Consider the following 13,188-nt stretch of genomic DNA (forward strand, 5'->3'; position numbering starts at 1 on the left):
CGGCTTGAGCTGAGAAGCGAGCCTTGAAAATCCCGCTTGCACTAAAGAGGCTCTAATTAAGCCACTTTCGCCGCCAGCTCCGCCGCGTGCACCGCTTGCGGCACTTCGATCACGCGCTGCACGAAGATGCCCGGCGTCACGATGTCTTCCGGATCCAGCGCGCCGAGCGGCACGACTTGCGAGACCTGCACGATCGCCGTTTTTGCGGCCATCGCCATGATCGGCCCGAAGTTGCGTGCGGTTTTGCGATACACGAGATTGCCCCACCGGTCGCCCTTGAATGCCTTGATCAGCGCGAAATCGGCGTGCAGCGGCGCTTCGAGCACGTAATGCCGGCCATCGATAAAACGCGTTTCCTTGCCTTCAGCCAGCTTCGTGCCGTAGGCCGTAGGCGTGAAAAATCCGCCGATACCCGCGCCCGCCGCGCGAATGCGCTCAGCGAGATTGCCCTGCGGCACGAGTTCGAGTTCGAGTTCGCCCGCGCGATACAAGCCGTCGAACACTTGCGAATCGCTCTGCCGCGGAAACGAGCAGATGATCTTGCGTACGCGTTTCGCTTTCAACAGCGCAGCGAGGCCGGTCTCTCCATTGCCCGCATTGTTGTTCACGATGGTCAGTTCACGCGCGCCCTGCTCGATCAGCGCGTCGATCAGTTCCGACGGCATGCCCGCCGTACCGAACCCGCCGATCATCACGGTCGCGCCGTCCTTAACGTCTTTCACCGCTGAACTCAGCGAGTCGAAAATCTTGTTGATCATGCCGTCTCTTCCTTTGACGAGTGCCGAATGCATCGAAGCCGCATTGCAACTGAATCAAAGCGCGCCGGGTAACTTGAGTCCAACCAGCAACGCTTGCATTTTAAAGTTCGCTGTGCGAACATCGATTCGTTTAGCGAACAAACGCATGGTATTCCCGCATTCGTTGCGCTGTCAATGATCCTCGGGTTTGTACCGATGCGCTCGCAATGTGCCCGCGTTCTTGCCTGACCAATAGGACGAAACCACGATGATTTCCACTCCTGTCGAAGCCGATTTACCTGACCCGGAGTCTCCGTCGCGGCCCGGCGATGCCTATGTGCAATCGTTCGCGCGCGGTTTATCGGTGATTCGCTCCTTCGATGCTACGCGTCCGGCGCAGACCTTGTCGGAAGTCGCCGCCGCGTCGGGACTGACACGCGCCGGCGCGCGCCGCATTTTGTTGACGCTGCAGGCGCTTGGTTACGTCGATGCCGACGGCCGCTATTTCACGCTGACCGCGAAAATCCTCGACCTCGGTTTTGCCTACCTGACATCGATGCCATTCTGGAATCTGGCCGAGCCGGTGATGGAAGAACTGGTGGGTCAGGTGCATGAGAGCTGTTCGGCCGCCGTGTTGAACGGCACGGAAATCGTGTACGTGCTTCGCGTGCCCACGCATAAGATCATTACGATCAACCTGTCCATCGGCAGCCGTTTGCCCGCGTTTTGCACGTCGCTCGGGCGCGTGCTGCTCGCCGCGCTCGACGAAGACAAACTCGACGCCGTGCTCGATACCAGTCCGCTGGAAGCCCGCACGCCGCGCACGATCATCGATAAAACCGCGCTGAAAGCCGCGCTCGCCGTGGTACGCAAGCAAGGCTGGTCGATCGTCGACCAGGAACTGGAAGAAGGCCTGATTTCGATGTCCGCGCCCATCCGCGACCGCCAGGGACGCGTGATAGCGGCGCTCAATATCAGCGGCAACGCGCAGCGCAAGAACGCGAAGCAGATGGTGAAGGCGTTTCTCGACCCGCTGCTGGACGCGGCCCAGCGTGTTTCCGAGATGGTCGCAAGACGAGGCTAGGCGGAGGCCGACAGAATCATGCCGATGAAACCCGGGGACCTCGCGCTGCTCGACCTCGACCTGAACCTGATCCCGTATCTGGTCGCGATCGAGGACACGCGCAACGTGAGCCGTGCAGCCGAACAGCTTGGCGTGAGCCAGCCGCGAGTCAGCACGGCGCTCGGCCGCTTGCGCGTGTATTTCAACGACCCGCTGTTCGTGCGGACATCGCGCGGCATGGAGCCTACTCCACGTGCCCTCGCGCTTGTGCCCGTGGCTCGCGAGGCGCTGAACCGGATCGAGCGAGGATTGCTCGATACCCAGCACTTCGATCCCGCCGTCACCACCGATACCTTCGCCATCGCGCTCTCGGATGTCGGTGAAATCGTGTTCTTGCCGCGCCTGTTGCAGACGCTCGCCAGCGTCGCGCCACGGGCAAATCTGCGCTCTGTGTCGCTGAAACACGATCAGGTCGAGCGGGGCCTGGAAAGCGGTGAAATCGATTTGGCCATCGGCTATTTCCCCGATCTCGCCGGCAACAATTTCTTTCAGCAGCGGCTCTTTTCGCATCGCTTCATTTGCCTGATGCGGCGCGATCACCCGTACTCGCGCGGCCCGCTGACGCTCGCGCAGTATGTGGAATGCGGCCACGCGGTCGTGCGGGCCGAGGGCCGAAGCCAGGAAATCCTCGAGAATTTCCTCGACAAGAAACGCATCCGCCGCCGCGCCGTGCTCGAGACGCCCCACTTCATGTCCTTGCCGTTCATTCTGTCGCGTACCGACCTGATCGCGACGGTGCCGCACGCCATCGGCTATGCGTACGTGGCTGAACACGCGTCCATCACGTTGGCCGAACCGCCGCTGCCCTTGCCTAACTTCGACCTGAAGCAGCATTGGCATCGCAAGTTTCACAACGATCCGCGCACCATGTGGCTGCGCGGCGTGGTTGCGGCGCTTTTCAACGATGAACTCGACGAATGGCCCAAACGGCCCAAGCGACCCGAGCAAGCGCGGCGGGAAGACAAACGCCGCTAAACTGAGCACCTTGTTTCCTGTTAGGAAAGTGTCATGGATGCCGTTTTTTGGATGCCCGTGCTATGGATGCGTTGACCAGTCTGCGAGTGTTCCGCGATGTTGTCGAAGCAGGCAGCTTTGTCAAAGCTGCCGAGCGGCTGGATATTTCCACGGCGATGACCAGCAAGCACGTCGCCAATCTTGAACGGCAACTGGGTGTTCGCTTGCTGAACAGGACGACGCGTCATCTGAGCCTGACGGAAGTTGGTAGTGTTTATTACGAGCAGTGCCGGGAAGCGCTGGATATCCTGCAAGCTGCTGAGGCTGCAGTCGGATCGCAAACCGATCAGCCGCGAGGCGTGCTGAAGATCACCGCGCCGGGCTGGTTCGCGACCGCGAAGTTCGCCGATATCCTGGTCGCGTATCGGGCGCGTTATCCGGACGTGCTGATCGATCTGCGACTGGAAAACCGCTTCGTCGATCTGGTGGAAGAAGGCTATGACATGGCGTTGCGGGCGACGTCTGAACCGTCCCCTACGATGATCGTGCGACCGCTGTGCAAAGTACCGTTCGTGCTCGTGGGCTCGCCGGACTATCTGAAGCGGCGGGGTTATCCGCAGCGTCCCAGCGAACTGAGCGAACGTCATGAGATTGTGCTGCCGACATACGTCAGTTTGGAAACCGTCGAATTCTCCGGTCCGGACGGCGTGTTCGCGGTGAAAAACAGTGCCGTGCTCAAGACCAACGACAGCTCCATGTCGCTGCAACTCGTGCGCGCGGGCATCGGCCTCGCCTACTTCCCCGAATGGATCGTGGCGCAGGAACTGGCGTCAGGCGCACTGACGCGCCTTTTCCCCGAGTACACGACGTTCGCACCACGCGTGTACGCCGTCTACACGAGCCGCAAATACATGACGACGAAGGTGCGGACGTTCATCGATTTCGTCTCGGAGGCGCTCGCCGCCGATGATTCCGTCGATGGTTCGATGCCGCGTCCGGCTGCCCCTGCCCGCTCGCGCGGATCTTCGCCAGCCGCCGGAAAACTAGGATAAATCGTATTCAAATCACGTTGCCGCTCGTGTGAAGATCGCGCCACTTCGCTCGTTGGGTTCGCTGGAACCCACGATCGATGGCTCTTTTCCTTCCACTACCAAGACCACCAAGCGGGCGTGTGATGAATTTCCCCTGGTTTCCGTTGATCCTCAATTTCGTGCTGTTGGCGGCGTTTGTATTTGTCTGCAACACGCTGAACACCGGACGTCGCGCGCCCGTGCTGAACGGCCCGCTGATTTTCATTGGCTTCTGTTGCCTCGCGATGCTGCTGGATTTCACGCTGACTTTCGTTTTTGCTTCAGCTACCACCACCGATCGTGAGCGATACATCGATCTATCGTCGTTGTCCGCTTGCGGTGAGCGCGCAGTGTCTTACGCGATTCCTTGCGTCGCCGCCGCCTTGATGGCTTTGAGGTTTCGCGCAAGGAGCCGAAGCCCGGTCGAGCAATCGGTGACTATTCATACGTCTGAATACACACAGTCGGAGTTGCGGTATTGAGTTTGTTGGTCATGTGGCCGGCCCGAACCGCGGATCGTGTTCCGGCATCCGGCACGCTGGCGGAATGAACGCCATTTGCGCGATGGAAGAGTGAAACTGACGGGCTTTTGCATCAAATATGAGTCTGCAGGTTCTAAAACCAAAGAGTGTCTGATATACTTTTCCTCTTTCGGGGCGTAGCGCAGCCTGGTAGCGTACCTGCATGGGGTGCAGGGGGTCGCAAGTTCAAATCTTGTCGCCCCGACCAAGATAGTAGTAGGAAAATCAAGGACTTAGCCTTAACGGGCTAAGTCCTTTTTTCTTGCTTCCAACGTTGACCGGCGGTCATGCCGCAGTGGACAGGCATAGGCTGCGCAATTGATTGCAAGACGGTTTGGCGATGGCGCGGGCGCGGTATCACGCCAAGCTCACGCGCGGGTAGCAGCGACAAACGCAGGACATTGTAAGCAGACGCTTACACCGAGCAATTGATTGCAACGAGGAGCGCTCGGCAAGCTTGCGCGGCAGGCGGGCGAGGAGAAATTAACTAGGGGGTGCAACAACGTCGAGAAGGGCTCTCAAGCTGCCGCTTTTCGGGACACGCAGGTCTTTTTATAGGTCTGCTTGTCGACCGTCGTCCGGCCATATTTGATCGCACACTCGCATGCTTCCTTCTCAGTGGCGAAGTCCCCAAGCGAACCAAGAGCGCGGTGACGGCCGTCAGGTCCTCGTAGAACTAACATGGAAGCGAACGATCCGGCAGAACCGACAGCCAAGGGGACCAATATCCAGCCCTTATATGGAACAGGAATGGCATGCATGTCAGTGTCCGCTTAATAATTATGGGTATTCCCACCCATAAATTTTAGGACACTCTTTACGGTTTTTCCGAGAACGCACACTGCTCATCGAACTGATCAAGTGCGACGATCAGGGCGTCAGCGCGTCGCAGCTGGGATGGCGACCTTTCGATGCAGTCCAGCAGATCGGCGACCCGGCGGCGCCAGTAGGGCGAGGTTAAGAAAGGATTGATCTCGATTTCGGACAGCGAATGCTGAATGATCGCCTCAATGTGGGCCAGTTCCTGATCAACCAGAGCGTGCATTGGCTGTCTTGACAATAAGTTCACCATAGTATTTGTAGGATGATTGGGATGCGCAGCATGGGCCGCAATTGTACCCAACGACTGGATTCGAGCCCAAAATGCGACCGCGCGTACACCTTACGTCCCCGAAGCGCCCTCAAACCTTCTTACGCTTCTTTTCCCGTTCGTCCAACGCCTTGACGACCCTGCCGGCCACGTTGTCGGCGAAGAGACCCATCGTTTCGGTATCGAGGCGACAATCCGCAGACAGCCGTTCCCTGATCAGCTCGCAGACAAGGCGTCGGCTGGCAAATCCCGGGAGATCTGACCGGTCGGCGCCACGGTGCCGATTAAATCGTGCAGAGCGGCTAACCGTACTTTGTCTTGGACCCGAAGTCCTGGGCGCGCCAGAAGACACTCTATGTGCGTAGACCAGTAGTTGCTGCGAATCAAGCGTGGACGCCGAACGAGCTCTTTCAGCGTCTTTTCCACCATGTCGATTTCTGCGCTTACCGACTTCATTGCGGTCTCCGGTCCAATAGGTAGCGCTCTGTATGACGACAAGAATTGCGAAAACTTTAGCCAAAGTGCGGTGTGCGTCGCAAAAAAACCGCTCGAAAGTAACCGCGCAAGTGTGAGGACATGATGATCCGGCTAGCCGATGCGGTGCTCGTAGTGCACGCGCTGATCGCGCTATTTATCGTGGGCGGACTTCCTGCGATCTGGATTGGCTCCGGCCTCGGTTCGGAATGGGTACGCAGTCGGCTGTTCCGGCTGACTCATCTGTTTGCGATAGGCTTGGTGTCGGCCCTGTCACTGTTGGGATTGGCTTGCCCCCTGACCGTGCTGGAAGACTGGCTGCGCAATGGCTCAGTGGGGACGCAAGGTTTCATCCAGCGTTGGGTGAGCCGTTTGCTCTACTACGATGTGTCGGCGTGGGTGTTCACTCTCGCATACGTGGTGTTTGCTCTCATGGTGCTGCTGACCTGGCGCCTGGTTCCGCCCCGACCGCGCACGTAACTAGCGCACGTAACTAACGCACCTAACTCGCAGGCGCTTTGCCGCGCTACGGGAAGCACTACGCAGACCTACAGCCAGCTCAAGCCCGCACCTGGATGTGATTAACGACGCCCTCGATAGCATCCAGACACCAGGCGTCCTGTTCCGCCTGCCGTCTTTCGGCTTCGGTCGCCACCCAACCTGCCAGCGTGATCTTGTAGTTTTCTACATTGATGGTGATCTGCTCGGCGCGCACTCGCTGATCGGTTTCGAGCACCAGGTGCAAGGCCTCGGAAATCTCATCGTCGCCGTCCGCTTCGGCGGGCACGAGCTCCAGCAAGTTCACCACGTCGCGGCAGCCGCCGACCCACCAGGCGGTCACACTCGCCAGGCGCCTGTGAGACAAGCTGATCACTTGCCCCGTCAAGGTCACCACACCGTCCTCGACCGTCACTTCGATGACGCCGCTGCCATCGTTGCCCGCCTGGTCCATGGTGCCGCGCACAACTTCGAGCTGGCCTTTAAGGCGTGCACAGATCACGCAATTGCGGAAATCCATCGCCTGCGCCAGCCGGTCGCAGATATGAGTGCGCAGCTCGCCATCACCCACCGGCGGGTTGGCGATGACACGCAGTTGGTCAACCAGATGCATCCCCTCGCTGTGTAGCTGGGTCAACTGAAAAAGGCGTTTCTTGGATGCGATATCCGGCAGCTCGCCTGTCACCGTCAAGGCGTCGCCATCGAAACTCATATGAATAGGATGATTGTGGAGCTTCAGGTGGGATTCGCGTTCGAAGGCTGCCATCACCTGCTTCAAGACCGTATCGCTGCGTTGCATGATCTGTCTCGCGCAAAGGTTGGGTGGCGCAGCGCCCTTGATGCCGCACTGCGCAAGTCTTGCCGCATCAGGCGGGTGCCGTTCAAGTCTGCATACCCTGCGTGCGACGGGCGAAGCGTGTGCGCTCGGCCTGATCCATCAGATCCAGGAATTGATCCGTGCCCATGTGAATCAGCTCCTCATGATCGCCGGCCTCGAAATAGACGTCCGGCTGGCTGGCGAGGCTCTCGTCAAGATAGGTGTACATGCCATAGGCAGTACACACCGGCGGAAGCGCTCCCACGTCGCAATCCTTGAATAGTTCCCGCAGATCGACCTCTTTGGCCAGCACCAGGTGGTGGCGTCCAGTCTGCGCCCAAAGCTCGGACAGCCGAACGGCGTAAGTCGATGGCAGCACAGCCGCCACATAGCCGTGTTCGTCCTCAAGAAGCACTGTCTTGGCGAGGCGATCGCCGGGAATATGCGCTGCCGCCGCTGTTTCGATGCTGGAATGGCTGTACCGGTGATGCACGATTTCGTACCGGGAGCCCTTGCTGCGCAGGCAGTCCTGGAGAGTGGCAGACATTGACATGACGCACCTCCTTTGGAAGGAAGGAAACTTGAAACCATTGCGAATCATTCTTAAGGATAGTTCGCTTTCGCCGGCGTGTGAAAAATAGGCTGACGGCAGCGCTTTGACTGCGCAGGCATGACGACAAACGGACAAACAGACGAAGAGACGATTACCCCGTATGGCACACGGATTCATTTTCGCCAATAATGGCCCCACATCCACGACTGGACGAGGGCGGCCATGCGCTACAGCCCCGATGCTATCCGTACCATCGCCCTGGTCGGGCATGCCGGGTGCGGCAAGACCTCGCTCATCGAAGCGCTGCTGCATCAGGGCGGCGCGCTCCACGCGCCCGGCAGCGTGGAGCGAGGTACCACGGTCTGCGATTTCGACCCGCTCGAGCGGAAATACCATCACTCGCTGAACTCCGCCGTCGCCCATCTGCACTACCGCGATTCACGCATCTATCTGCTGGATACGCCCGGCTATCCGGACTTTTTCGGGCCGTCGATCAGCGCCCTGCCCGCCGTGGAGACTGCCGCCATCGTCATCAATGCGCAGACGGGCATCGAAATGACCACCCGGCGCATGATGGCGTGGGCGGAAGATCGCAAGCTCTGCAGAATGATCATCGTGAACGGCATCGACGGCGAAAAGGTCGATCTTCCCGGGCTTTTGACGCAAATTCAGGAGACCTTCGGCAAGGCGTGCCTACCGATCAACCTGCCGGCGCAGCGCAGCCGCCAAGTGGTGGATTGCTTTTTCAACCCGGCGGGCGACGCCGATTTCCTGTCGGTTGCGGCAGCGCACAATGCGCTGGTCGATCAAGTGGTCGAGATCGACGCCGCCTTGATGGAGCTCTACCTGGAGCAAGGCGAGGCCATCAGCCCGGAGCAGCTGCATGAGCCCTTCGAGCGGGCGCTGCGCGAAGGTCATCTGGTGCCAATCTGCTTCACGTCGGCAGTCAACGGCGCGGGCATCGCGGAATTGCTCGACGTGTTCGTCCGGCTCCTGCCCAACCCCATGGAAGGCAACCCGCCGCTCTTCTACCGCGATGCCGGCGACCGCCGGGAAGTCGTGCGCGCCGAACCGGTCGCGGACAAGCATGTGCTGGCCCACGCCTTCAAGATCGTGATGGACCCGTACATCGGCAAGATGGCCGTGTTTCGCATCCATCAGGGCACGATCAGGCGCGATAGCCAGCTTTATATTGGTGACGCTCGCCAGCCGTTCAGGGTCGCGCATCTGTTTATGCTGCAAGGCAAAGAACACATTGATGTCAGCCAGGCAGGTCCAGGCGATATCTGCGCCACGGCCAAGGTCGACGAGATCGGTTTCGATGCCGTGCTGCATGACTCTCCCGAAGACGGCAACATCCACCTGACCCCGCTCGACTTTCCCACCTCCATCTATGGTCTGGCGATCGAGCCGGCACGCCGGGGCAACGAGCAACGCCTCTGGGAAATACTGCAAAAGTTGACGGCGGAAGACCCGTGCCTGCGCATCGACCACCCCGTCGGCACTAACGAGACGGTGGTGCGAGGCTTGGGCGAGCTGCACCTGCGGCACATGCTGGAACGACTGTCCGAGCAGTACAAGCTCGAGGTGGTGACGCGGCCGCCGAAGATCGCCTATCGGGAGACCATCGGTGCCAGGGCTGAGGGGCATTATCGCCACAAGAAGCAAACGGGTGGCGCCGGGCAATTCGGCGAGGTGATGCTGCGCGTGGAGCCCCTGCCGCGAGGCACCGGTTTCGAGTTCGTCGACGCTGTCAAAGGCGGCGCCATCCCCGGACAGTTCATTCCCGCGGTGGAAAAGGGCGTGCTGCAGGTCATCGCGAGCGGTCCGCTCGCCGGCTTCCCGATGCAGGACGTGCGAGTCACCGTCTTCGACGGCAAGAGTCATTCAGTCGACTCAAAGGAAGTTGCATTCGTCACTGCCGGGCGCAAGGCCTTCATCGATGCAGTGCTGAAAGCCCAGCCAATCGTGCTCGAGCCTATCGTGGATATCGAGGTGATGACACCGGAAGCGGCGATGGGCGACATCATCGGTGACCTGTCCACCAAGCGTGGGCAGGTCCATGGCACACGCACGGCCGCCGGCAACGCGGTGGTCGTCACGGGGAAAGTGCCGCTGTCCGAACTCAACGACTATCAGTCGCGTCTGAACGCTATCGCGGGCGGTCATGGCAACTACAACATCCAGCTCAGCCACTACGATCCGGCGCCCCCCGCTCAGCAGGAGCGGCTGGCGTCGCAGCACAAAAGGCATGGCGAGGACACGGAATCTTGAGAGGCGCGCCGCTCGTGTGCTCAGGATTGCCCTTTATCCGTCATGCGTATCCCACGACAGATCGTTGAACACCCATTCGGCCCCCTGAAGCACTGTAATTCGTGGGCGACGTCCTCGGTGGTGTTCCCCGGCCTACAATTATTCATCTGCCGTTATCTGCCGCAAGTCATTGCGCGGCTGCGCGTTTAGGCTATCAGGGGTGGTTCGATAACCCGTTGAACCACGCTCCCGGCCGATCAACGGTAGACACTGACAATGGTGGGGTCGCCGCCGGCCATGGTTGATGGGTCGGCAAAGGAGCGTGATCAATGCGGTCGCAAGTGAGGTCAGGCGCGCGCTTGAGACGCACCGCGATCACGGTTGCGGCGCTAGTCGCTGGCCTGATTGTTGTCGGGCAAATTACCGGCGTCCTGGTCGACTGGCTGTGGTTTTCTTCGATCGGCTATGTCGACGTTTTCTGGACGGTTCTTTCCGCTCAGGCGCTCCTCTTTGTCGCCGGGTTCGCCGTATCGGCGGGCGCTATAGGGGTGTCGGGGTTTCTCGCGCATCGTTACGCGAGGATGCCCGGATTCTCGCAGGTGTCAGCGGCCTATTCGTTCGGTCCGTCGGCGGCCATCAGCGAACTGGCCGACCGCGTCGCGCCGCACATTCGTTGGCGCGCAGCCATCGCAGGCGTCGCCATCGTCCTGGGGTTGTTCATCACCGTTGGCGAAATCTCGAGCTGGGACATGGCGCTTCGCTTCGTTCATCAGGTGCCCTTCGGCGAGCGCGATCCGATCTTTGGCAAGGACATAGGCTTCTATCTCTTCGCGCTGCCCGCCTACATTGCGCTCAAGAATTGGCTGCTGAAGGTGCTCTTTTGCAGCGCGGCCGTTGCAGGTGTGGTCTACGGAATGCGCGGCGACATCGCACTCGGGCAGATGCCGCGTGGACTCTCAACCGCCGCCACCGTTCATGGATCGGCACTGCTCGGTTTGTTCTTTGTGCTGAAGGCCTGGTCCTACGGGCTCGACCGCTTCCTGCTGCTATACGGCGACAACGGTGTTGTCGTCGGCGCCAGTTATACCGATGTCCACGTCGAGCTACCGGTCCTGTGGTTACTCGTTGGCGTGGCCGCTGCCGCATCTCTTGCCTCATGGGCCAATATGCGCTTGCGGAGCTATCGAATTCTTGCCGGCTCGGTGCTGCTGGTGTTCGGCAGCTCGTTTGCGTTTGCCGTCATCTACCCGTCGCTGTTCCAGCGCTTCTATGTCAAGCCGAGCGAGCTGCAACTGGAGACGCCGTATATCGAACACAATATCTCGATGACGCGAAAGGCCTACGGCCTCGAGCAGATCGCGGTGAAACCGTTTCCGGCCGAGCAGGGGCTAAATCTCGCCTCGCTCCAGGCCAATAGCCCGACCATCGACAACATCCGCCTGTGGGATGTGCAGCCGTTGATGGATACGTACGCCCAGTTGCAGGAGATCAGGACCTACTACAAGTTCCTCTCGGTGGACATTGACCGCTACCGGCTTGACGCCGGCTACCGGCAGGTGATGCTCTCGGCGCGCGAACTGGAGCCGGCGATGCTTCCGGCGAATGCCCAGACCTGGGTGAACCTGCATCTCCTGTTCACCCACGGCAACGGCGTCGTGATGTCGCCGGTCACCGAGAAATCCACGGAAGGCTTACCTTCCCTCTATCTGCAGGATATTCCGCCCGTCGCCAGCGGTGGCCCGGCCATCCGCGAACCGCGCCTCTACTTCGGCGGGGGCGATCAGGACTATGTCATCGTGAAGGGCAGCGTGCCCGAGTTCGACTACCCCAAGGGGAAAGACAACGTCTACACCACTTACAGCGGGCGTGACGGTGTCGCGGTCGGCGGCGTGGCCCGACGCAGCCTCTTCGCCTGGCAGTTCGACGATCCCAACATCCTGCTGACCGGCTACATCACGGACCGGAGCCGGATCCTGTTCCACCGCAACATTCAGGACCGGGTGCGCGCGATCGCGCCGTTCCTCAGCCTCGACCATGACCCCTATATGGTCGTGAGCGACGGGCGCCTTTTCTGGATGCAGGACGCCTATACCACCAGCAGCTGGTTCCCCTACGCCCAGCCGGGTACCAGCGACGGCAGCAATTACATCCGCAACGCGGTAAAGGTGGTGATCGATGCGTATAACGGCACGGTCGACTTCTATGTCAGCGATCCTGCCGATCCTGTCCTGCGGACTTACCAGCGCATCTTCCCGGGTCTGTTCAAGCCTTTGGAGGCCATGCCAAAAGACTTGCAGCAGCATATCCGCTACCCCGAAGACCTCTTCCTGATCCAGGCGCAGCTCTACCGCGCCTACCATATGGACGCACCGGAGGTCTTCTACAACCGCGAGGATCTCTGGCAGTTTCCGCAGGAGTTGGCCGGCATCGATGGTGGAACTGCCCCCATGCCAATGACGCCTTACTACACCATCATGCGGCTCCCCGGGGCGCCACGCGCCGAGTTCGTCCTCATGCTGCCGATGGTGCCCAGCCAGCGCGAGAACATGATCGCCTGGTTGGCGGCGCGTTGCGATCCGCCCGAGTACGGCAAGCTCATCGTCTACACCTTCCCCAAGGAGAAGCTGGTCTATGGGCCGTTCCAGATCGAGGCGCGCATTCAGCAAAATACCGAGATATCGCAGCAGATCTCGCTGTGGAACCAGATGGGCTCGCGGGTCATCCGCGGCCATCTTGTGGTCGTGCCGATCGAGAACTCGATCCTCTACATCTCCCCGCTCTACTTGCGCGCGGCGTCCGGTCAGTTACCCGAGTTGAAGCGGGTGATCGCCGCCTATGGTGACCGGGTGGTGATGGAGGAGACCTTGGGCGAAGCCTTGGCGGCGCTCTTCAAGGAGACCGCCCCGGTGACGTTGCCCCGGGGCACGGCGGACGCACGCGCCCGCGAGGCGCTGGCACACTATGACCGCGCCATCGAGAGGTTGAAGGCAGGAGACTGGAGCGGGTTCGGCTCGGAACTCGATGCCCTCCGGCCGCTGCTCGAAGCGCTCGGTGCCGGCCGTCCCGAGAATCAGAAGTGACCTGAGTGGAACGGGAAG

At 60.3% G+C, this 13,188-nt stretch carries 12 protein-coding genes and 1 tRNA gene; 8 read left to right on the forward strand and 5 right to left on the reverse strand.

What is annotated here, in order from left to right; translation table 11 throughout:
* Positions 1-56 precede the first annotated feature (56 nt).
* Entirely contained in the window at positions 57-758 is a 702-nt protein-coding gene (locus FH08_RS0114280; RefSeq protein ID WP_031358977.1) for a 3-oxoacid CoA-transferase subunit A, read from the reverse strand.
* A gap of 247 nt (positions 759-1,005) precedes the next feature.
* On the opposite strand from FH08_RS0114280, the gene FH08_RS0114290 reads away from it, so the two are divergent.
* The 5 genes from FH08_RS0114290 to FH08_RS0114310 all read left to right on the forward strand — a co-directional run bounded on the left by FH08_RS0114290 (position 1,006) and on the right by FH08_RS0114310 (position 4,613).
* Complete coding sequence (locus FH08_RS0114290; protein ID WP_031358979.1) at positions 1,006-1,821, forward strand: IclR family transcriptional regulator; 816 nt, start codon at positions 1,006-1,008, stop codon at positions 1,819-1,821.
* Positions 1,822-1,845: 24 nt separating this feature from the next.
* A complete protein-coding gene (locus tag FH08_RS0114295; protein WP_200878742.1) occupies positions 1,846-2,835 on the forward strand; it encodes a LysR family transcriptional regulator in 990 nt (329 codons plus the stop codon).
* Between the two features lie 62 nt (positions 2,836-2,897).
* The gene (locus tag FH08_RS0114300) at positions 2,898-3,866 is read left to right on the forward strand and encodes a LysR family transcriptional regulator (protein ID WP_035566226.1); all 969 of its coding nucleotides are present in this window, start codon (positions 2,898-2,900) and stop codon (positions 3,864-3,866) included.
* Between the two features lie 122 nt (positions 3,867-3,988).
* Complete coding sequence (locus FH08_RS0114305; RefSeq protein WP_035566229.1) at positions 3,989-4,366, forward strand: hypothetical protein; 378 nt, start codon at positions 3,989-3,991, stop codon at positions 4,364-4,366.
* 170 nt (positions 4,367-4,536) lie between these two features.
* Positions 4,537-4,613, forward strand: a tRNA-Pro gene (locus FH08_RS0114310).
* A 609-nt stretch (positions 4,614-5,222) separates the two neighbouring features.
* On the opposite strand, the gene FH08_RS0114315 is transcribed toward FH08_RS0114310, so the two are convergent.
* Together FH08_RS0114315 and FH08_RS48420 are read right to left on the reverse strand one after the other, a co-directional pair.
* Positions 5,223-5,450 (reverse strand): hypothetical protein, encoded by a 228-nt coding sequence (locus tag FH08_RS0114315; protein ID WP_051888274.1) that lies wholly within the window; start codon positions 5,448-5,450, stop codon positions 5,223-5,225.
* 261 nt (positions 5,451-5,711) lie between these two features.
* Positions 5,712-5,951 carry a hypothetical protein gene (locus FH08_RS48420; RefSeq protein WP_051888275.1) on the reverse strand — a complete coding sequence of 80 codons (240 nt, stop codon included), beginning with the start codon at positions 5,949-5,951 and terminating at the stop codon, positions 5,712-5,714.
* A gap of 123 nt (positions 5,952-6,074) precedes the next feature.
* Between FH08_RS48420 and FH08_RS0114330 the strand changes: the two genes are divergently transcribed.
* Positions 6,075-6,449 (forward strand): DUF2784 domain-containing protein, encoded by a 375-nt coding sequence (locus FH08_RS0114330; RefSeq protein WP_031358984.1) that lies wholly within the window; start codon positions 6,075-6,077, stop codon positions 6,447-6,449.
* A 79-nt stretch (positions 6,450-6,528) separates the two neighbouring features.
* On the opposite strand, the gene FH08_RS0114335 is transcribed toward FH08_RS0114330, so the two are convergent.
* A complete protein-coding gene (locus tag FH08_RS0114335) occupies positions 6,529-7,266 on the reverse strand; it encodes a BON domain-containing protein (RefSeq protein WP_031358985.1) in 738 nt (245 codons plus the stop codon).
* Between the two features lie 82 nt (positions 7,267-7,348).
* Complete coding sequence (locus tag FH08_RS0114340; RefSeq protein ID WP_031358986.1) at positions 7,349-7,837, reverse strand: aminoacyl-tRNA deacylase; 489 nt, start codon at positions 7,835-7,837, stop codon at positions 7,349-7,351.
* Between the two features lie 222 nt (positions 7,838-8,059).
* Here FH08_RS0114340 and fusA point away from each other — a divergent pair, with 222 nt between their 5' ends.
* Together fusA and FH08_RS0114350 are read left to right on the forward strand one after the other, a co-directional pair.
* The gene (gene fusA / locus FH08_RS0114345) at positions 8,060-10,111 is read left to right on the forward strand and encodes an elongation factor G (RefSeq protein WP_031358987.1); all 2,052 of its coding nucleotides are present in this window, start codon (positions 8,060-8,062) and stop codon (positions 10,109-10,111) included.
* 308 nt (positions 10,112-10,419) lie between these two features.
* A complete protein-coding gene (locus tag FH08_RS0114350; protein WP_031358988.1) occupies positions 10,420-13,170 on the forward strand; it encodes a UPF0182 family protein in 2,751 nt (916 codons plus the stop codon).
* Positions 13,171-13,188 lie beyond the last annotated feature (18 nt).

This window comes from Caballeronia sordidicola, from assembly GCF_000729995.1.
Lineage (GTDB): Bacteria > Pseudomonadota > Gammaproteobacteria > Burkholderiales > Burkholderiaceae > Caballeronia > Caballeronia sordidicola_A.

What these genes read in the sequence shown, in the direction of transcription:
- FH08_RS0114295 (WP_200878742.1), top strand. Translation starts at nt 1,846, where the DNA reads ATGAAACCCGGGGACCTCGCGCTGCTCGACCTCGACCTGAACCTGATC.
- fusA (WP_031358987.1), top strand. Translation starts at nt 8,060, where the DNA reads ATGCGCTACAGCCCCGATGCTATCCGTACCATCGCCCTGGTCGGGCAT.
- FH08_RS0114290 (WP_031358979.1), top strand. Translation starts at nt 1,006, where the DNA reads ATGATTTCCACTCCTGTCGAAGCCGATTTACCTGACCCGGAGTCTCCG.
- FH08_RS0114280 (WP_031358977.1), bottom strand. Translation starts at nt 758, where the DNA reads ATGATCAACAAGATTTTCGACTCGCTGAGTTCAGCGGTGAAAGACGTT.
- FH08_RS0114335 (WP_031358985.1), bottom strand. Translation starts at nt 7,266, where the DNA reads ATGCAACGCAGCGATACGGTCTTGAAGCAGGTGATGGCAGCCTTCGAA.
- FH08_RS0114340 (WP_031358986.1), bottom strand. Translation starts at nt 7,837, where the DNA reads ATGTCAATGTCTGCCACTCTCCAGGACTGCCTGCGCAGCAAGGGCTCC.
- FH08_RS0114350 (WP_031358988.1), top strand. Translation starts at nt 10,420, where the DNA reads ATGCGGTCGCAAGTGAGGTCAGGCGCGCGCTTGAGACGCACCGCGATC.
- FH08_RS0114315 (WP_051888274.1), bottom strand. Translation starts at nt 5,450, where the DNA reads ATGCACGCTCTGGTTGATCAGGAACTGGCCCACATTGAGGCGATCATT.
- FH08_RS0114330 (WP_031358984.1), top strand. Translation starts at nt 6,075, where the DNA reads ATGATCCGGCTAGCCGATGCGGTGCTCGTAGTGCACGCGCTGATCGCG.
- FH08_RS0114300 (WP_035566226.1), top strand. Translation starts at nt 2,898, where the DNA reads ATGGATGCGTTGACCAGTCTGCGAGTGTTCCGCGATGTTGTCGAAGCA.
- FH08_RS48420 (WP_051888275.1), bottom strand. Translation starts at nt 5,951, where the DNA reads ATGAAGTCGGTAAGCGCAGAAATCGACATGGTGGAAAAGACGCTGAAA.
- FH08_RS0114305 (WP_035566229.1), top strand. Translation starts at nt 3,989, where the DNA reads ATGAATTTCCCCTGGTTTCCGTTGATCCTCAATTTCGTGCTGTTGGCG.